Source organism: Pseudomonas delhiensis, assembly GCF_900187975.1.
GTDB lineage: Bacteria > Pseudomonadota > Gammaproteobacteria > Pseudomonadales > Pseudomonadaceae > Pseudomonas > Pseudomonas delhiensis.
This window is the reverse complement of record NZ_FZPC01000007.1, coordinates 201,762-219,475: the sequence shown is the minus strand read 5'-3', so window position 1 is coordinate 219,475 and position 17,714 is coordinate 201,762. Positions and strand designations below refer to the sequence as shown.

At 66.6% G+C, this 17,714-nt stretch carries 17 protein-coding genes; 3 read left to right on the top strand and 14 right to left on the bottom strand.

Annotated features, from left to right (window positions below; translation table 11 throughout):
- Both CHC02_RS08730 and CHC02_RS08725 read right to left on the bottom strand, forming a co-directional pair.
- Positions 1 to 919: integrase core domain-containing protein (locus CHC02_RS08730; RefSeq protein WP_141137689.1), on the bottom strand; the 919-nt coding region annotated here is incomplete at its 3' end.
- Positions 920 to 1,444: 525 nt separating this feature from the next.
- Positions 1,445 to 1,930 carry a flavin reductase family protein gene (locus CHC02_RS08725; RefSeq protein ID WP_089391087.1) on the bottom strand — a complete coding sequence of 162 codons (486 nt, stop codon included), beginning with the start codon at positions 1,928 to 1,930 and terminating at the stop codon, positions 1,445 to 1,447.
- A 564-nt stretch (positions 1,931 to 2,494) separates the two neighbouring features.
- On the opposite strand from CHC02_RS08725, the gene CHC02_RS08720 reads away from it, so the two are divergent.
- Positions 2,495 to 3,898, top strand: coding sequence for a purine-cytosine permease family protein (locus CHC02_RS08720; RefSeq protein ID WP_089391086.1), 1,404 nt, complete (start codon positions 2,495 to 2,497; stop codon positions 3,896 to 3,898).
- 421 nt (positions 3,899 to 4,319) lie between these two features.
- Here CHC02_RS08720 and CHC02_RS08715 read toward each other — a convergent pair whose 3' ends face one another.
- From CHC02_RS08715 to ribBA, 5 genes are all read right to left on the bottom strand, one after another.
- Positions 4,320 to 5,459, bottom strand: coding sequence for an ABC transporter ATP-binding protein (locus tag CHC02_RS08715; protein ID WP_089391085.1), 1,140 nt, complete (start codon positions 5,457 to 5,459; stop codon positions 4,320 to 4,322).
- A 17-nt stretch (positions 5,460 to 5,476) separates the two neighbouring features.
- Positions 5,477 to 6,286 carry an ABC transporter permease gene (locus CHC02_RS08710; RefSeq protein WP_089391084.1) on the bottom strand — a complete coding sequence of 270 codons (810 nt, stop codon included), beginning with the start codon at positions 6,284 to 6,286 and terminating at the stop codon, positions 5,477 to 5,479.
- 6 nt (positions 6,287 to 6,292) lie between these two features.
- Entirely contained in the window at positions 6,293 to 7,240 is a 948-nt protein-coding gene (locus CHC02_RS08705) for an ABC transporter permease (RefSeq protein WP_089391083.1), read from the bottom strand.
- A complete protein-coding gene (locus CHC02_RS08700; protein WP_089391094.1) occupies positions 7,225 to 8,250 on the bottom strand; it encodes an ABC transporter substrate-binding protein in 1,026 nt (341 codons plus the stop codon). Before CHC02_RS08700 ends, CHC02_RS08705 begins: the two co-directional genes overlap by 16 nt.
- A gap of 351 nt (positions 8,251 to 8,601) precedes the next feature.
- Positions 8,602 to 9,732 (bottom strand): bifunctional 3,4-dihydroxy-2-butanone-4-phosphate synthase/GTP cyclohydrolase II, encoded by a 1,131-nt coding sequence (gene ribBA / locus CHC02_RS08695; protein ID WP_089391082.1) that lies wholly within the window; start codon positions 9,730 to 9,732, stop codon positions 8,602 to 8,604.
- 77 nt (positions 9,733 to 9,809) lie between these two features.
- Between ribBA and CHC02_RS08690 the strand changes: the two genes are divergently transcribed.
- On the top strand, positions 9,810 to 10,103 hold the full coding sequence (locus CHC02_RS08690; RefSeq protein ID WP_089391081.1) for a DUF1330 domain-containing protein: 294 nt from the start codon (positions 9,810 to 9,812) through the stop codon (positions 10,101 to 10,103).
- A gap of 324 nt (positions 10,104 to 10,427) precedes the next feature.
- On the opposite strand, the gene CHC02_RS08685 is transcribed toward CHC02_RS08690, so the two are convergent.
- The 7 genes from CHC02_RS08685 to CHC02_RS08655 form a co-directional block, all read right to left on the bottom strand.
- On the bottom strand, positions 10,428 to 10,991 hold the full coding sequence (locus CHC02_RS08685; protein WP_089391080.1) for an NUDIX hydrolase: 564 nt from the start codon (positions 10,989 to 10,991) through the stop codon (positions 10,428 to 10,430).
- A gap of 4 nt (positions 10,992 to 10,995) precedes the next feature.
- The gene (locus CHC02_RS08680; RefSeq protein ID WP_089391079.1) at positions 10,996 to 11,748 is read right to left on the bottom strand and encodes a GntR family transcriptional regulator; all 753 of its coding nucleotides are present in this window, start codon (positions 11,746 to 11,748) and stop codon (positions 10,996 to 10,998) included.
- Between the two features lie 43 nt (positions 11,749 to 11,791).
- The gene (locus CHC02_RS08675) at positions 11,792 to 12,181 is read right to left on the bottom strand and encodes a carboxymuconolactone decarboxylase family protein (RefSeq protein WP_089391078.1); all 390 of its coding nucleotides are present in this window, start codon (positions 12,179 to 12,181) and stop codon (positions 11,792 to 11,794) included.
- Between the two features lie 228 nt (positions 12,182 to 12,409).
- Positions 12,410 to 12,895 (bottom strand): flavin reductase family protein, encoded by a 486-nt coding sequence (locus CHC02_RS08670; RefSeq protein ID WP_089391077.1) that lies wholly within the window; start codon positions 12,893 to 12,895, stop codon positions 12,410 to 12,412.
- A gap of 10 nt (positions 12,896 to 12,905) precedes the next feature.
- Positions 12,906 to 14,387 (bottom strand): aldehyde dehydrogenase, encoded by a 1,482-nt coding sequence (locus CHC02_RS08665; protein WP_089391076.1) that lies wholly within the window; start codon positions 14,385 to 14,387, stop codon positions 12,906 to 12,908.
- Positions 14,384 to 15,217 (bottom strand): alpha/beta fold hydrolase, encoded by an 834-nt coding sequence (locus tag CHC02_RS08660; protein WP_089391075.1) that lies wholly within the window; start codon positions 15,215 to 15,217, stop codon positions 14,384 to 14,386. Before CHC02_RS08660 ends, CHC02_RS08665 begins: the two co-directional genes overlap by 4 nt.
- Before the next feature lie 26 nt (positions 15,218 to 15,243).
- Complete coding sequence (locus tag CHC02_RS08655; RefSeq protein ID WP_089391074.1) at positions 15,244 to 15,834, bottom strand: amino acid synthesis family protein; 591 nt, start codon at positions 15,832 to 15,834, stop codon at positions 15,244 to 15,246.
- A gap of 379 nt (positions 15,835 to 16,213) precedes the next feature.
- Between CHC02_RS08655 and CHC02_RS08650 the strand changes: the two genes are divergently transcribed.
- Entirely contained in the window at positions 16,214 to 17,713 is a 1,500-nt protein-coding gene (locus CHC02_RS08650) for a DUF3375 domain-containing protein (protein ID WP_089391073.1), read from the top strand.
- The last annotated feature ends 1 nt before the right edge of the window (position 17,714 follow it).

Sequence of the window (17,714 nt, the reverse complement as noted above, 5' to 3'; positions counted from 1 at the left end):
GTGGTGAAGGGACATAGCACTGCGCCGGGGTTTTCTGCTCCAGGGCTTCATGCGGCCGCTCATGGTTGTAGTGCTGCAGGAAGTTCTCGAAGCAGGTCTGCTGACTGCTCAGATCAGCCTCGGGTGGCTGGACAGCGGCGAATTTGAGCGTGCGGTGCATACGCTCATGGCGACCATTCTGTTCCGGGTGGCCGGGTGCGATGCGTTCGGGGAGGATGCCCAGGCGCAACCACCAGATGGATAACCGCGACAGGCCCGCCCGCCCCTTGCTGACAAAGGGCGTGCCGTTGTCCGTGCGCAGGCGGGACGGTAGTCCGTAGGTACGGAACAGGCGCTCGAAGACCGCCTGCGTTTCGGCCAGGCGTGGGCCAAGCAGTCCATCGCAGGCCAGGAGGTAGCGGCTGGCATGGTCCATGACCGTAAGCGGGTAGCACCATTGCCCATCGCGGGTGAGGAACTGTCCTTTGTAATCGGCCGTCCAGAGGTCGTTGGGAGCCTTCGCCGGGGTCAGTGGTTTTGGATAAGCCGGTATCCGCTGGCGCACTCGTCGCGGCGCGACCAGGTCCGCCTGCTTGAGGATGTTGTAAATCGTGGTCCGCGAAGGGCTCTGCCCGGGGTAACGCTGCTCGACCAGCACCTGGATCTTCTTCGGGCCTAAATCGACATTCGAATCCCGACGTAACTTGAGGATGTATTCGCGGATCACGTAAGGCGTCGTAAACGCTTGCTTATGGGGGCGCCGGCTTTGTTCGTCCAGCCCCTCCAGACCCGCGTGTCGGTAGCGCTCCACCCATTTGTAGCCGGTCTTGCGACTGATGCCGAAGCGCTCGCACAACACAGTGAAGCTGTAGAGCTCACGCAGATAGTCGGCAATGAACAGTACTTTCTCATCCATAGGTTTCAGCTCTCGCCAAGGCATGGGCCAGTCCTCGTGAGGTGACCCCTGCAGGTTAGAAACTGTTACCCATGTGCCTGAACCGATTTGTCACCTATGTGGGTGAGTCGTACCGGCAAGCCTTTTTGGTTACTTTTGTGGCGATTGACAAAAGTGACTCGCCCGAGGGGGCGAAACGAGAAACATCAACGCACTCGGAGCGGCGCGTTACACCGAGCCCAACGCAAAAGTCTCTGGCTTCCCGCGTTCGCGGGAATGACGAGGGGGAGATCGGAGCGCGGGCCCAAGGTTCGCGAGCAAGAACTAGGCGTCCCCCTCGATCCTACGAAACGAAAGGCACCTCGGCTCCAAGACAGTTGCTCCTACGACCGTGCTTCCCTGGCGCCGTAGGAGCGGACTCCGTCCGCGATTATCCGTCAATGAAGCGAACCAACCTCATTGCCGCGGCGTAGGGCGAATAACCGTTCGCGGTTATCCGCCGTCGGCCAATGCACCGGAGCCCGGCGGCAATGGCGGATAACGCCGTAGGCGTTATGCGCCCTACGGGTATCAGGCCAGCGCCGGCAGCGCCCCCATCTTCCCGCGGCAGTAAACCATCGGCTGCACCCGCTGTTCCGGCACCACCAGGTTCTTCACCGCGCCGACCATGATCGCGTGGTCGCCGCCTTCGTACTCGCGCCACAGCTCGCACTCGATCACCGCGGTGGCGCCTTCCAGCAGCGGGTTGCCCAGCTCGCTCAGTTGCCAGTCGATGCCTTGCGCCTTGTCCTTGCCCTTCTTGGCGAAGCTGTAGGCCTCGCGCTGCTGCTCGGCGGAGAGCAGGTGGATGGCGAACTGCCTGCGGCGGATCAGCACCGGGTAGGAGTCGGAGCTGTAGTTGGGGCAGAACAGCACCAGCGCCGGGTCCATCGACAGCGAGCTGAAGGCGCTGGCGGTCAGGCCCACCAGTTGGCCATCCTCGTCCAGGGTGGTGATCACGGTCACGCCGGAGGGGAAGGAGCCCATGACTTGTTTGTAGAGGTTGGCGTCGATCATTGCGGGTACCTGCTGCCACGGGGGCGGGCGTTGGAGGAATTATTTTCGTCTGATGGTATACCGTATTACTGAAAGTTCAAGCCCCGGGATGACCGCCAGTCGGTTGCCGACGAACGTCGCTCTTTGGGATCAAGCCCTCGGGCGGCAAGGGTTTCAGCGGTTCTCCGAGGGGCCTGGATGGCCGCCTGGATAGCCCCGGGTCGGGGCTGCTGGTGGGGAAAAGGCTTGCCGGAATCTTGGAATACCATAATATGGTCTTCGTCTTGGCGTGCCTACCAGCCCTTTACGGGGCCTGCTGCCGAAGGCAAATACATACGTAGCTTTCGTACAAAGAAGACAAGAAGATGCTGTGCATGATGTTCCCCCGCCGCGCCTCCGAAGGGGCCTGGCTCGATGATTCCCCGAGGTTGCACCCGCCCCGGCACCGCCGGTCCCGCGCCAGGCCGCTCGTGGCCTGATTCCTGCAATCCCGATTCCCGACTGTCCGCGCCCGCAGTGGAACGCCGTCGGCCATGTGGCCGGCCGCTCCGCGCCCGCGCCCGGCCATCCGCAGCGAGCCAGAAGATGTCCCACACCGAGTCCACCCCGCTCATCGAGAACCACACCGTCGACTACGTGCCCCCGGCCGAGCGCCATGGCCGTGCCCGCGACCTGTTCACCCTGTGGTTCAGCACCAATATCGCGCCGCTGCCGGTGGTGACCGGCGCCATGGTGGTCCAGGTCTACCACCTGGACCTGCTCTGGGGCCTGGTCGCGATCTTCCTCGGGCACATGCTCGGCGGCGTCGGCATCGCCCTGGCCTCGGCCCAGGGGCCGCAGCTGGGCATCCCGCAGATGGTCCAGAGCCGCGGCCAGTTCGGCCGCTACGGCGCCTTGCTGATCGTGTTCTTCACCGCGCTCATCTACCTCGGCTTCTTCATCTCCAACATCGTCCTGGCCGGCGAGTCGATCCACAGCATCGCCCCGGCCGTGCCGCTGCCGGCGGGCATCCTGCTCGGCGCGCTGGGCGCCACCGCCATCGGCGTGATCGGCTACCGCTTCATCCACAGCCTCAACCGCATCGGCACCTGGGTGATGGGCGGCGCGCTGCTGCTGGGCTTCGCCTGGATCTTCTGCCAGCAGCTGCCGGCGGACTTCTTCAGCCGCGGCGGCTTCAACCTTTCCGGCTTCGTCGCCACCCTGTGCCTGGGGATCATCTGGCAGGTCAGCTTCTCGCCCTACACCTCGGACTACTCGCGCTACCTGCCGGCCAGCGTCGGCATCGCCAGGCCGTTCTTCGCCACTTTCCTGGGCGCGGTGCTGGGCACCAGCCTGTCGTTCAGCTTCGGCGCGGTGGCGGTGCTGGCCACCCCCGAAGGCACCGAGGCCATGGCCGCGGTGAAGCAGGCCACCGGCGTGTTCGGCCCGGCGCTGATGGTGCTGTTCCTGCTCAACATCATCAGCCACAACGCGCTGAACCTGTACGGCGCGGTGCTCTCCATCGTCACCTCGATCCAGACCTTCGCCGCCACCTGGACGCCCAGCGTGCGCCTGCGCGTGGCGCTGTCGTCGGTGGTGCTCGCCGGTAGCTGCCTGGTGGCGCTGAGCGCCTCGGCGAATTTCATCGCGCAGTTCATCGGGCTGATCCTCACCCTGCTGCTGGTCCTGGTGCCCTGGGCCTGCATCAACCTGATCGACTTCTACCTGGTCAAGCGCGGCCGCTACGACATCGCCTCGATCTTCCGCGCCGACGGCGGCATCTACGGGCGCTTCAACCCGCACGCGATCGTCGCCTACGCCATCGGCATCCTGGTGCAGCTGCCCTTCGCCAACACCGCGCTCTACGTCGGCCCCTACGCCAACTACCTGGAAGGCGCCGACCTGTCCTGGCTGGCCGGCCTGCTGGTGACCTGCCCGCTGTACTACTGCCTGGCCACCCGCGGCCAGGCCCGCGCAAGCCTGCAGGGCCGCCTGGGCCTGGCCGACTGATTCCTCGTCCCACTCTCCGCCCCGCCCCGAGAGCAGCTCTGGCGGGGCTTTTTCTTGCCGCACGGAGCCATCCGCCGGCCCGGTCCGTAGCCATGATCGCGGACGGAGTCCGCTCCTACGGTTCCAGGACGCACGGACGTAGGAGACTCCGTCCGCGACTGGATTCACTGGCCACGCCGGACGCCCCGGTGCCCCGGCCAACGGCGGATAACCGCGAACGGTTATTCGCCCTACGGGCCATTCGGCGTTCGGCGTCAACCTGTAGGAGCGGGCCCTGCCCGCGATTTCGCGCGCAGGGCGCGCTCTTACAGGGAATGATGTGGGTAGGGTCCGCTCCTACGGGGAAATATGGAGCGGGAGCCGCAGGCAAAAAAAGCCCCCGGCCGCCACAACGGCCGGGGGCGCAAGGGACTTCAAAGGATCAGTGCGCGCCCTTGACCAGGTCGCTCTCGCTCCATTCGCCGTAGACGCAGGCGTCGGCCGCCGCCCAGCGTACCCGCACCGGGCTGCCCGGGTGCAGCGGCTGGCCGCCGGAGAGCGCCTTGAGGGTCAGCTGGGTGCCGCCCACGGTGGTCACGCTGCAGGTCTGGCTCTCGCCGAGGAACACCACTTCCTGCACCGTGGCGCCCAGTTCGTTCCAGCCGGCCTGCAGGGGCTGCGCGGCGGCCTGTTCGGCGGTCAGGGCCAGGGCCTTCTCCGGGCGCACCATCAGCACCAGGTCCTGGCCTTCGCGCAGGCCGCCGGTGGGGCGGATGCCCAGCACGCTGCTCTCGAAGCGCGCCGCGGCGTTGCCCTGGGCCTGCACGCGGAGGAAGTTGGAGTTGCCGAGGAAGGAGGCGACGAAGGTGTTCGGCGGGTTCTGGTAGAGGTCGTAGCCGCTGCCCAGGCCGACGATCCTGCCGTGGCTGAAGATGGCGATGCGCTGCGACAGGCGCATGGCCTCTTCCTGGTCGTGGGTCACGTAGACGATGGTGATGCCCAGGCGCCGGTGCAGGTGGCGCAGTTCGTCCTGCAGGTCCTCGCGCAGCTTCTTGTCCAGCGCGCCCAGGGGTTCGTCCATCAGCAGGATGCGCGGCTCGTAGACCAGCGCGCGGGCGATCGCCACGCGCTGCTGCTGGCCACCGGAAAGCTGCGCCGGGCGGCGCTGGGCGAACTTCTCCAGTTGCACCAGCTTGAGCATGGCGTCGACGCGGCGCTCGCGCGCGTCGCCCTTCTGCTTGCGGATGTCCAGCGGGAAGCCGATGTTGTCGCGCACCGACAGGTGCGGGAACAGCGAGTAGCGCTGGAACACCATGCCGATGTCGCGCTTGTGCGGCGGCACGTTCACCAGCGACTGGCCCTGCACCAGGATCTCGCCGCTGCTGGGCGTCTCGAAGCCGGCCAGCATCGACAGCGTGGTGCTCTTGCCCGAGCCGCTGGAGCCGAGGAAGGTGAGGAACTCGCCGTCGCGGATGTCGAGGTTGATGTTGTCCACGGCGGTGAAGTCGCCGTAGTGCTTGTTCAGGTTGCGCAGGCTGACCAGGGTCCCGCCCGGCGCGGTTTCTTGGATGACGGCACTCATTGTCTGACTCCTCGCGCTCAGGCGCTGACTTCATTGCGCCGGCGCAGCAGCGCGGCGGCGAGCATCACCAGGACCGACAGGCCGATCAGCAGCGTCGAGGCGACGGCGATCACCGGGGTCAGGTCCTGGCGCAGGGTGGTCCACATCTTCACCGGCAGGGTCTGCAGGGTGGGGCTGGCCATCATCACGCTGAGCACCACCTCGTCCCAGGAGACGAGGAAGGCGAACAGGCCGCCGGCGACCATGCCCGGGCGGATGGCCGGGAAGGTCACCCTGAACACCGCCTGCAGGCGCGAGGCGCCGCAGATCACCGCGGCGTCCTCGATGGACTGGTCGAACAGCTTCAGCGAGTTGATGATCGAGATGATGGTGAAGGGCAGCGCGACTATCACGTGGCTGACCACGAAGGCGAACAGCGTGCCGGTGTAGCCCAGCTTGAGGAACAGCGCGTACACCGCCACGGCGATGATCACCAGCGGTACGATCATCGGCAGGGTGAACAGGCCGTAGAGCAACTCGCGGCCGGGGAACCTGCCGCGCACCAGGGCGAAGGCGGTCGGCAGGCCCAGGGCCACCGCGCAGACAGTGGTCAGCACCGCCACCTTGAGGCTGGCCAGGGCGGCGTCCATCCATTCGGGGTTGGCGAAGAACTGGGTGTACCACTTCAGCGTCCAGCCCGGCGGCGGGAACACCAGCCACTGCGAGGAGCCGAACGACAGCAGCACGATGAACACGATCGGCAGCAGCAGGAAGGCGGCGATCAGGCCGGTGACCAGGTACAGCCCGCCGCGCAGGCGCGGGCCCATGGCGTTGGGGGAGAGCAGCATGGCGGCTTACCTCGCGTTACTGGCGCCGACCGGGGATTCCGGCTGCACTTTCAGGTAGACGTAGAACAGCACCAGGGTGATCAGGATCAGCAACGCCGCGGCGGCGCTGGCCAGGCCCCAGTTGAGGAAGGACTGCACCTGCTGGACGATGAATTCCGGCAGCATCATGTTCTGCGCGCCGCCCAGCAGCGCCGGGGTGACGTAGTAGCCCAGGGACATGACGAACACCATCAGCCCGCCGGAGAACAGCCCCGGCCGGCACAGCGGCAGGAACACCTTGAAGAAGTTGCTCCAGGGGCTGGCGCCGCAGATCGAGCCGGCCTGCAGCACCATGGGGTCGATGGCCGCCATGGTCGCCTGCAGCGGCAGCACGATGAACGGGATCATGATGTAGCTCATGCCGATCACCACGCCGGTGAGGTTGTGCACCAGTTCCAGCGGCTGGTCGATGATGCCCAGGGCCATCAGCACCTTGTTGATCACCCCGGAGGCCTGCAGCAGCACCAGCCAGGAGTAGGTGCGGGCGAGCAGGCTGGTCCACATCGACAGCAGCACGATGTTCAGCAGCCAGCGGCCCCAGCCGCGCGGCACCAGGGTGATCGCCCAGGCCAGGGGGAAGCCCAGCAGCAGGCTGATCAGGGTGACCAGCGCGCCCACCGCGAAGGTGTTGAACAGCACCCGCGTGTAGGCCGAGTTGGCGAACAGCTGGGCGTAGTTGTCCAGCCCCGGGGTGGGTTCGAGCACGCCGCGCAGCAGCAGGCCGACCAGCGGGGCGAGGAAGAACAGGCCGAGGAACAGCAGGGCTGGCAGCAGCTTGGCCGAGCCGCGCCAGGGCGACACGCCTTGCGGCTTCATCGGCGACCTCGTTTGCACCGCGTCGGCGGCGCGCGCGGCGCCGTCGACGGGAGTGGAGCGGCCGTGGGGAGCGGCCGTCAGCTTCACTTGACCAGCCATTCGTTCCACCGTGCCGCGATGGCCGGGCCGTTCTTGGCCCAGTACGCGTAGTCGAGGGTGATCTGATCCTTAGCGTAGGCGGTCGGCAGGTTGGGGGCGAGGTCGCCCTTGAGCTGGCCGACGCTGTCGAGGTTCACCGGGGCGTAGGCGGTGAGGTTGGCGAACTCGGCCTGGCCCTTGGCGCTGGAGGCCTCGGCCAGGAACTTCATGGCCGCGTCCTTGTTCTTCGAGCCCTTGGGCACCACCAGGAAGTCGGCCATGACCAGGTTCTGCTTCCAGCTCACGCCCACCGGCGCGCCGTCCTGCTGCAGGGCGTAGACGCGGCCGTTCCAGAACTGCCCCATGGTCGCCTCGCCGGAGGCCAGCAGCTGCTGGGACTGGGCGCCGCCGCCCCACCAGACGATGTCCTTCTTGATGCTGTCGAGCTTCTTGAAGGCGCGGTCCAGGTCCAGCGGGTAGAGCTTGTCGGCGGGCACGCCGTCGGCCAGCAGGGCCAGTTCCAGCACGCCGGGGCTAGGCCACTTGTACAGGGCGCGCTTGCCCGGGTAGGTCTTGGTGTCGAACAGCGCGCTCCAGTCCTGCGGGGCGTTGCCGCCGACCTTGCCCTGGTTGTAGCCGAGCACGAAGGAGAAGTAGAAGGAGCCCACGCCGTGGTCGGAGACGAAGCGAGGGTCGATGCGCTCGCGCTTGATGACGTTGAAGTCCAGCGGCTCCAGCAGGCCCTCGGCGGCGGCGCGCAGGGCGAAGTCCGCCTCCACGTCCACCACGTCCCACTGCACGTTGCCGCTTTCGACCATGGCCTTGAGCTTGCCGTAGTCGGTGGGGCCGTCCTGCACCACGCGGATGCCGCTGGCCTGGCTGAAGGGCTCGGCCCAGGCCTGTTTCTGGGCGTCCTGGGTGGTGCCGCCCCAGCTCACGAAGCTGATGGCGTCGGCGGCGCTGGCGGCGGTGCCGGCCAGGCCCAGGAGGGCGGCGAGGGTCGCCGCGACTGCGCGTTTCTTGAACACCATGTACATGCCCTCGTTGTTGTGTTTGTGCGCGGGCAGGCGCTGTGTGCCTGCCCATCAGGAGCAGTGGCCATCTGGGCCTGTCAGGGTCGGCCTTGTCCGGAGCGTTGTTCAGGCTGTCCCGTGTTCGGGGGCGCCGAGACAATCGTCGGCCTACGGAATGTCATATTATGGTATTCCAAACTTTCTGCAAGCCTTCGCCCCGTTCCAGGCCCCGTGGATTGCCGGTTAGCGCCGTCCGTGGCGGCTTTTCGGTTGCCGCCCGATGGCGGCAATCGACTGATTTTTCTAGCGTTTATCCACACGTCCGGGCGCCCGCTAGCTGGCCGGCGGCCAGTATCGGCCGACCGGTGGTCAGGCCTCGGTGGCCGGCTTCCAGTCGTCGAAGGGCACGCTTTCCACCACTTCCAGGCCATAGCCGGTGAGGCCGGCGTATTTCAGCGGCGGGCCGAGGTGGCGCAGCTTGCTCACGCCCAGGTCCTGGAGGATCTGCGCACCGGCGCCGATTTCCGAATAGATGCGCGATTGCGAGCGGGTGAACGGCCGGCTCGGCTGGGTGAGTTGCGGCACGCGCTCCAGCAGCGCCTGGGACGACTCGTGGTTGGCCAGCACCACCACCACGCCGCGGCCTTCCTCGGCCACGCGCTGCAGGGCCGCCCACAGCGTCCAGTTCTTTGGCCCGGCGTACTCGGCGCCGACCAGGTCGCGCAGCGGGTCGATCACGTGCACGCGCACCAGGGTCGGCTCGGCGGGGTCGATGTCGCCCATCACCATGGCCATGTGCACGCCGCCCTCGATGCGGTCCTCGAAGGTCACCAGGCGGAAGCTGCCGTGCACCGTGGGCAGCTCGCGCTCGCCGATGCGCCGCACGGTGTGCTCGGTGCTCAGGCGGTAGTGGATGAGGTCGGCGATGGTGCCGATCCTGATCCCGTGCTGCGCGGCGAAGGCTTCCAGCTCGGGGCGGCGGGCCATGCTGCCGTCGTCGTTCATCACCTCGACTATGACCGCCGCCGGGGTCAGCCCGGCCAGGCGCGCCAGGTCGCAGCCGGCCTCGGTGTGCCCGGCGCGGGTGAGCACGCCGCCCTCGCGGGCGCGCAGCGGGAAGATGTGCCCGGGCTGGACGATGTCCTCGGCGCTGGCGCCCGGCGCCACGGCGGCCTGCACGGTGTGCGCGCGGTCGGCGGCGGAGATGCCGGTGGTCACCCCGCTGGCCGCCTCGATGGAGACGGTGAAGGCGGTGGAGTAGGGGCTGGCGTTGTTCGGCACCATCTGCTCCAGGCCGAGGCGCAGGCAGTGCTCCTCGGTGAGGGTGAGGCAGATCAGCCCGCGCGCCTCGCGGGCCATGAAGTTGATGGCCTCGGGCGTGCAGAACTCGGCGGCCAGCAGCAGGTCGCCCTCGTTCTCGCGGTCCTCGTCGTCCACCAGCAGCACCATGCGGCCCTGGCGGAAGTCCTCGATGATTTCTTCGGTGGTATTGAACGGCATGGCCGGCTCCGGGGTATGGCGGGAAGATTATTTTGGTATACCATCATACACAAAATTACTGTCACCAAGAGGTTGCCATGAAGGCCTACTGGATCGCCCACGTGGACGTCACCGACCCCGAGCAGTACAGCCAATACACCCGCCGCGCGCCAGCGGCCTTCGCCCTGTACGGCGGCCGCATCCTCGCCCGCGGCGGCCGCTCCGAGGCCCTGGAGGGCCGCCCGACGCCGCAGCGCAGCGTGGTGATCGAGTTCGACTCCTACGACCAGGCGCTGGCCTGCTACCGCTCGAAGGAATACCAGGAGGCCTGGGCGCAGCGGCAGGGGGCGGCGGAGGCGGAGGTGATCATTGTCGAGGGGGTTGAGCCCTGAGGGAGGGGGCTTTCGTAGGAGCGAGCTTGCTCGCGAACGGTGCCACCCGGTAACTATGGTGTTTGCGGTTGGCTCCGCTCCCTCTCCCTAACCCTCTCCCTGAAGGGAGAGGGGACCGTTGGGCAGAAACGGAAAATCCGGTGTCAGCCGGACACCTCGCTTGCCGGTTGAATCCTTACTTCCAGCAGGCACAGACTGCCCCCTCTCCCTTCAGGGCGGGGCGCGCAGCCGAGGGCTGGGGAGAGGGGACGAGATCACCCTCAAACACCAGTGCTGCCGGGAAACTCCGTTCGCGAGCAAGCTCGCTCCTACAAAAGAGGAAGCTCAGCGAATGAAGTGAATCTTCCCGCTGTCGTCGTTGCCCATGTAGATGCCGTACACCCCCGCCTGGCGCTCTTCTATGTAGCGCTCGAGAATCTGCCGGATCGCCGGGTAGTAGATCTGCTCCCAGGGAATGTCTTCAGGCGCGAAGAAGCGCCGGTCCAGGGTCTCCGGCCCGTAGGCGTCGGTGATCTCCAGCGCCTGGGCGCGGAAGATGATGTACACCTCGCTGATCTTCGGCACGCTGAAGATGGAGTAGGGCGAGAGGATCTCGGCGCGCACGCCGCTCTCTTCCCAGACCTCGCGCAGGGCCGCCTGCTCGGTGGTCTCGCCGCTTTCCATGAAGCCGGCCGGCAGCGTCCAGGTGCCGGGGCGCGGCGGGATGGCGCGCTGGCACAGCAGGTACTGGCCGTCGCGCTCGATGATGCAGCCGGCGATGACCTTGGGGTTCTCGTAATGGATGTAGCCGCAGGCGCCGCACAGCAGGCGCTCGTGGGTGTCCCCCGGCGGCTGGCGGCGCTCCATCCGGTCGCCGCCGCACTGCGGGCAGAAGCGCGGGGCGGGCATGGCGTCAGCGTCCTATGCGCGGCTCTTTGAGAACGATGGGGGTGGCGATCTCGCGGACCTTGCCACCCTCTTCCTGCTTGGACTTCAGGTAGTCCAGCGCCACCTTGGCCGCGGCGCGCACGTGGTCCACCGAGGCCTGGTGCGCGGCCGCCGGGTCGCCGCTCTTGATCGCCGCGACTATCTTCTCCATCTCCTGGTTGCTCGCCCCGCGGCGGTTGGCCTGGGACACCGAGGTGGCGCGCAGGTAGCTGATGCGCGCCTGCAGCTGGCGCAGCTGGGTGGCGGCGATGCGGTTGCCCGAGCCTTCCAGCAGCACGTCGTAGAAGCCCTGCACCGAATCCAGCACCTGCTGCAGGTCGCCTTCCTCCAGGGCCTTGCGGTTCTCCTCGAGGGCGCGCTCCAGGGCGCGGATGTCCTTGGCCTTGGCGTTCAGGGTGAACAGCTGGACGATCATGCCCTCGAGCACGCAGCGCAGCTCGTAGATGTCGCAGGCGTCTTCCAGGGTGATGATGGCCACCCGCGGGCCCTTGGCGTCGGCGAACTCCACCAGCCCCTCGGACTCCAGGTGGCGCAGGGCCTCGCGCACCGAGGTGCGGCTGACGCCGAGGCGGTCGCAGAGGTCGCGCTCCACCAGGCGGTCGCCCGGCAGCAACTGGAAGTTGAGGATGGCGCCGCGCAGCTTGTCCAGCACAATCTCGCGCAGGGTCACGGGGTTGCGGTTGACCTTGAAGCTATCGTCGAGGGGCAAGCGTTTCATGTGGTCCGCTCTGGTTATGGCTGTCCGTAGGGGGTGAAGCGGCCTAGCCCTGGGTCTCGGCATCGGCCTCGGCGAAGGCCTCGCGGGCCAGGCGGAAGCTGTCGACCGCCGCCGGGACGCCGCAGTAGATGCCGACCTGGAGCAGGATTTCGCGGATCTGCTCGCGGCTGAGCCCGTTGCGCAGGGCGCCGCGGATGTGCAGCTTCAGTTCGTGCGGCCGGTTGAGGGCCGAAATCATCGCCAAGTTTATCATGCTGCGTTCTTTCAGCGACAAACCCTCGCGGCCCCAGACGTGGCCCCAGCAGTACTCGGTGACCAGTTCCTGCAGCGGCTTGCTGAACTCGTCGGCGGCGGCCAGCGACCTGTTCACGTAGGCCTCGCCCAGCACCTGGGTGCGGATGGCCAGGCCCTTGTCGTATTTCTCGTTGCTCATCGCATGCTCCTGCTTTCATGTAGGAGCAACTGTCTGCCGGCTGCTCCGAGGGGCTTCTCGCAGGAGGGGTCGAGCTTGCGAAACCCATGCGGCCGTGGTGATGGGTATCGCTTCGCTCAACGCCACCCTGCGTCAGTGTTTCTCCGGTACCTGTAGGAGCGAGCTTGCTCGCGAACGCTTTGCGCAACGCCGCTCTGCGAGCAGGCTCGCTCCCACGGGGCGTGACGATCAGGCCAGCTGCGGCAGGGCGCCGAGCTTGCCGCGGTGGTAGACCATGGGCGTCACCGCCTGCTCGGGCAGGATCAGGTTCTTCACCGCGCCGACGATGATGGCGTGGTCGCCGCCGTCGTACTCGCGCCACAGCTCGCACTCGATGATCGCCGTGGCCTTGCGCAGCAGCGGGTTGCCCCGCTCGCTCAGGTACCAGTCGATGCCCTTGGCCTTGTCCTTGCCCTTGCCGGCGAAGGCATAGGCCTCGGCCTGCTGGTCGGCGCACAGCAGGTGGATGGCGAACTGCTTGCTGTCGCGCAGGATCGGGTAGGTGTCCGAGGCGTAGTTGGGGCAGAACAGCACCAGCGCCGGGTCGATCGACAGCGCGCTGAAGGCGCTGGCGGTGATGCCGACGATGCCGCCCGCGGCGTCCAGGGTGGTGACCACGGTCACCCCCGAGGGGAAGGAGCCCATGACTTCCTTGTAGATTCCGGGTTCGATCATGGTCTGTACCTCAGCGCATCACGAAGGGGTCGGGCATGGGCGCCTGCGAGAGGTTGATCCACACCGTCTTCAGTTCGGTGTAGGCCAGCACCGAGTCGATGCCGCTCTCGCGGCCGTAGCCGCTCTGGTGGAAGCCGCCGATCGGCGCCATGGCCGAGACCGCGCGGTAGGTGTTGACCCAGATGATCCCCGAGCGCACGTCGCGCGCCAGGCGGTGGGCGCGGCCCAGGTCGCGGGTCCAGATGCCGGCGGCCAGGCCGTACTGCGAGTCGTTGGCCAGGGCCAGCGCCTCGGCCTCGTCGTCGAAGGGGATGACCGAGGCCACCGGGCCGAACACTTCCTCCTGCATGATGCGCATGGAGTGGCTGTCGCAGGCGAACAGCGTCGGCTCGTAGTACCAGCCCTCGCCCTGGCCCTCGGGGCGCTTGCCGCCCATCAGCAGGCGCGCGCCCTCGGCCTTGGCCGCGGCCACCAGGCCCTCGACCACCGCCAGTTGCTGCGCGGTGGCCATGGGGCCCATCTCGCTGGCGTCTTCCTGTGGGTTGCCGATGCGGATGCGCCTGGCGCGCTCGATCAGGCGGGCGACGAACTCGTCGTAGATCTCGCGCTGCACCAGCAGCCGCGAGCCGGCCACGCAGCTCTGCCCGGTGGCGGCGTAGATGCCGGCCACCACGCCGTTGATGGCGCTGTCCAGGTCGGCGTCGGCGAAGATGATGTTCGGCGACTTGCCGCCCAGTTCCAGCGACAGCTTGGCGAAGTTCTCCGCGCTGCTGCGCACCACGTGGCGGGCGGTGGCGGCGCCGCCGGTGAAGGCGATCTTGCGCACCAGCGGGTGGCGCGTCAGGGCCGCGCCGGTGCTCGGGCCGAAGCCGGTGACCACGTTGACCACGCCGGCCGGGAAGCCGGCCTCCAGGGCCAGGCGGGCCAGCTCGAGGATGGTCGCCGAGGCGTGTTCCGAGGGCTTGAGCACGATGGTGTTGCCGGCGGCCAGGGCCGGGGCCAGCTTGATCGCGGTGAGGTACAGCGGGCTGTTCCAGGGGATGATCCCGGCCACCACGCCCAGCGGCTCGTGCACGGTGTAGGCGAACATGTCCGGCTTGTCGATCGGCAGGGTGCCGCCTTCGAGCTTGTCGGCCAGGCCCGCGGTGTAATGGAAGAACTCCGGCAGGTAGCCGACCTGGCCGCGGGTCTCGCGGATCAGCTTGCCGTTGTCGCGGCTCTCCAGCTGGGCCAGGTGCTCCCTGTTCTCGGCGATCAGGTCGCCCAGGCGGCGCAGCAGCTTGCCGCGGGCGGTGGCGCTGAGTTTGCGCCAGGCGGGATTCTCGAAGGCCTTCTGCGCGGCCTGCACGGCGCGCTCGACGTCTTCCTCGGCGGCATCGGGCAGCAGCGCCCAGGGCTGCGCGCTGGACGGGTCGAGGCTTTCGAAGGTCTTGCCGGAAAGCGCATCGAGCCATTGGCCGTCGATGCACATCTGGAAGCGGGCGAGTGTCATGCGACTATCCCCTCGGTCTGGTTCGGCAGGCTCAGGGCCTGGTGCAGGAAGTCCAGCAGCACCTGGTTGACCAGGCGCGGCGACTCCACCGGCATCATGTGGCGTTGTTCATCGAGTATGGCCACCTGCGCGCCGGGAATGCGCGCGGCCAGCTGCCGGGCCATCTCCGGGGTCGAGCCGGGGTCCAGCTCGCCGGTGGCGACCAGGGTCGGCACGAGGATGCTGCCCAGGTCCTCGGTGCGGTACATGTCCTGGGTGGCGAACAGCTCGTAGGTGGTCAGGTAGCCCTGCGGGTCGTTGCTCGCCAGAGTCTGGCGGATGGCGGCGATCTGCGCCGGGTTGGCCGCCTGGTACTCGCGGCTGAACCAGCGCGACAGCGCGGCCTCGGCATTGGCGTCGGGGCCGTGCTCGGCGGCCTGGCGGGTGCGCTCGATGACGCCGGCGCGCTGTTCGGCGCTGCGGTTGAACACACTGTTGAGGATCACCAGGCCCTGCAGCTGCTGCGGATGGTGCAGGGCGAAGGCGCGCGCCACCAGGCCACCCATGGAGAAGCCGATGACCGTGGCCTGGGGGATCTGCAGGTGGTCGAGCAGCTCGCGCAGCTGCGCGGCGTAGCCGACCAGCCCGGTGCCCGGTTCGGGGCGCGGGCTGGCGCCGTGGCCGAGCATGTCGTAGGCGATGACCCGGTAATGCGGGGCCAGGCCGACGATCTGCCCGCCCCACATTTCCTTGTTCAGGCCGACGCCGTGGATCAGTACCACGGGTTGGCCCTGGCCGGTCGCCAGGTAGCTGGTGCCGGCCGGTGTGTGTTCAGCGGTGAGCCGAATCATGGAACGCTCCTGCACTGGCCGCGGAATCACTGGGCCTGCTCGGCGGCCAGCTCTTCCAGGTCGATGTAGCGGTTGCCGATGCGCGGGTGCAGGCGGCCACCGTCGGCGGCGCCCAGGACCACGACGATCTCGTCGGCGCGCGGCGCGTCCTCGATCTGCATCTCCAGGGTGATGTAGTGCGAACGCAGGCCCTCGTCGTCCTTGTGCATCATCGGGATCTGGATCGAGGTGCCCGGGCCGCCGCGCTTGTTGGTGAAGCTCAGGTAGCTCTTGGCGTCCACCGCCTTGCGGTAGTGGTTGCCGAAGCGCAGGGTGTGGATCACCGCCGAGGCATGCTCGATCTCGCCATCGGCGCCGACCACGGCGGCCTTGCCGTAGGCTTCGATCCTGCCGGCGCCACCGATCAGCGCGGTCAGGCGCTCGACCATCAGCGCACCCAGGTCGGAGCAGTTGGCGCGGATCTCCGGCTTGAGGTCCTCGACGAAGCCACGGCCCAGCCAGGGGTTCCTGATCACCACGGCCAGCCCGGCCATGGTCACCGGCTTCTCGGCAGCCTTGCCGCCCTCGATGAAGGTTTCCTCGACGTAGCTGACGATCTTGCGGATTTCGAAGCTCATGGGCACTCCTTGGGTGTCTCTGTGCGATTTGGTCTGATGGTATACCATAATATTGGAAGTGCAAGAGGCTGGGTGGTGGAGGCGGTGGGGTCTGGCGACGGATGGTTGCGGAGGAGGCGTCGAAAAGAAGGGATGCCGGAGCGGGAGTCGAACCGGCAAGCGGGATGACGGGGGCAGCGTGATGGCGCGAATGTCAGCGCGCGAACCCGGAGTAAATCGCTAATCCTCTGCTGACCTGGTCTTTCACTCAGCTCTACTGGGAATGATGTAGCCCCTGCCGGCTATGAAATGGGTCCATCTGCCAAGCCAAATACGTATCATGAGGCTGTGAGTTATTCCGGTAAGCTCGTGTTCGGACAACCTTGTCAATGTGGCCGTCATGGAAGAAAGCGCGCAACAGCGTTCAGAACGCTACGTATCCGCCCGTAGCCAGCACCCGGCTTGGCTTTTGCTCGCCTCACGCCGTGCTCCGCTTGTATTGGGTTGCCTGCGGACTCTGTTCGAGCGGGCGCACGATGGGATTCCCATGGAGGATGCGCTACAAGCGCTGTCCGAGATTCTGGCTGCTTATGCCAGCCAGGAGCTTTACGAGATCGACCCGGATGCAACGCATCTCCAGGCAGGGCGTGAACTTCGTGAATGGATCAAGCGGCGCCTCGTCGTAGAGCGAGAGGGCCGCATCTACGCAACCGATGCGTTGGAGTCCGCCATCCAGTTTGTGGACTCGCTGGATAGTCGGATCATGACCTCCACGGCATCGCGCCTTTCGGTGGTCCAGCGCGAGATCGAAAACCTGGAAACGGGTCTGAACCCCAGCCCAACTGGCCGCATTGCCAGTCTGCGCCGTCGAATCCAGGATTTGGAACACGAGCTGGCGCAGGTAGAGGCAGGCCACGTCGTCGTACTGGACGAAGCTCAGGCGATAGAGGGCATACGCGAGGTATTCAACCTGGCCACCAGCCTGCGCGCAGACTTTCGACGGGTTGAAGACTCCTGGCGCGAGGCTGATCGTGCCCTTCGGCAATCCATCATCAGCGAGCAGTCTCACCGTGGAGAAATCGTCGATCGGTTGCTGGACGGTCAAGATGCTCTACTCAACACACCGGAAGGGCGTGTCTTCGAGAGCTTCCAGCAGCAACTGAGGCAGTCCGCTGAGCTGGAAGCCATGCGTGAGCGCTTGCGCACCATCCTTCGTCATCCTGCGGTTCCAAAGGCATTGAATCGTTCCCAGCAACGGGAGCTGCGTTGGTTGGCGTTGCGCCTGGTTCGTGAGTCGCAGGCTGTGCTCCAGGCCCGCGCCCGAAGCGAGCGCGATGTACGCGGCTTCATGAAGACGGGCCTGGCCGCCGAGCATCATCGCGTCGGACAGTTACTCAACGACTTCTTCAATCTAGCGCTCAGCGTCGACTGGCGACGCCAGGCAGAACGCCGTAAGCCTGTCTGTTTGCCACCGGTTGGCGTAGCCATTACCGGAGTCCCGGCAATCGAACGCCTGCGCTTCAAAACCCTGGATGACGATGACACGGGCGAGCTGGATCTGAGTTTGAAGCCCGTGGGGTTGGAGCAGATTGATGACGACTTCTGGGATGCTTTCGACGGGTTGGATCGTGAAGCGCTGATTCATGACACCCTGGCCGTGCTGGTGGAGCAGGGGCGACCTGTGAGTCTCGGGGAGCTTGCCTCTTTGCTTCCACCGACTCACGACCTGGAAACCTTTGCGCTCTGGTTGGCCATGGCGCGCGAGGCAGGTATTGAAGTGCTGGCAGAGGAGCGTCAGATCGTGGATCTGGTTGATGAGGATGAGCAACGCTGGCGCTTCAACCTGCCTTATGCCGGACTCGACCACGAAGCACTCAAGGACATCGATTGGGAGTTGTGAG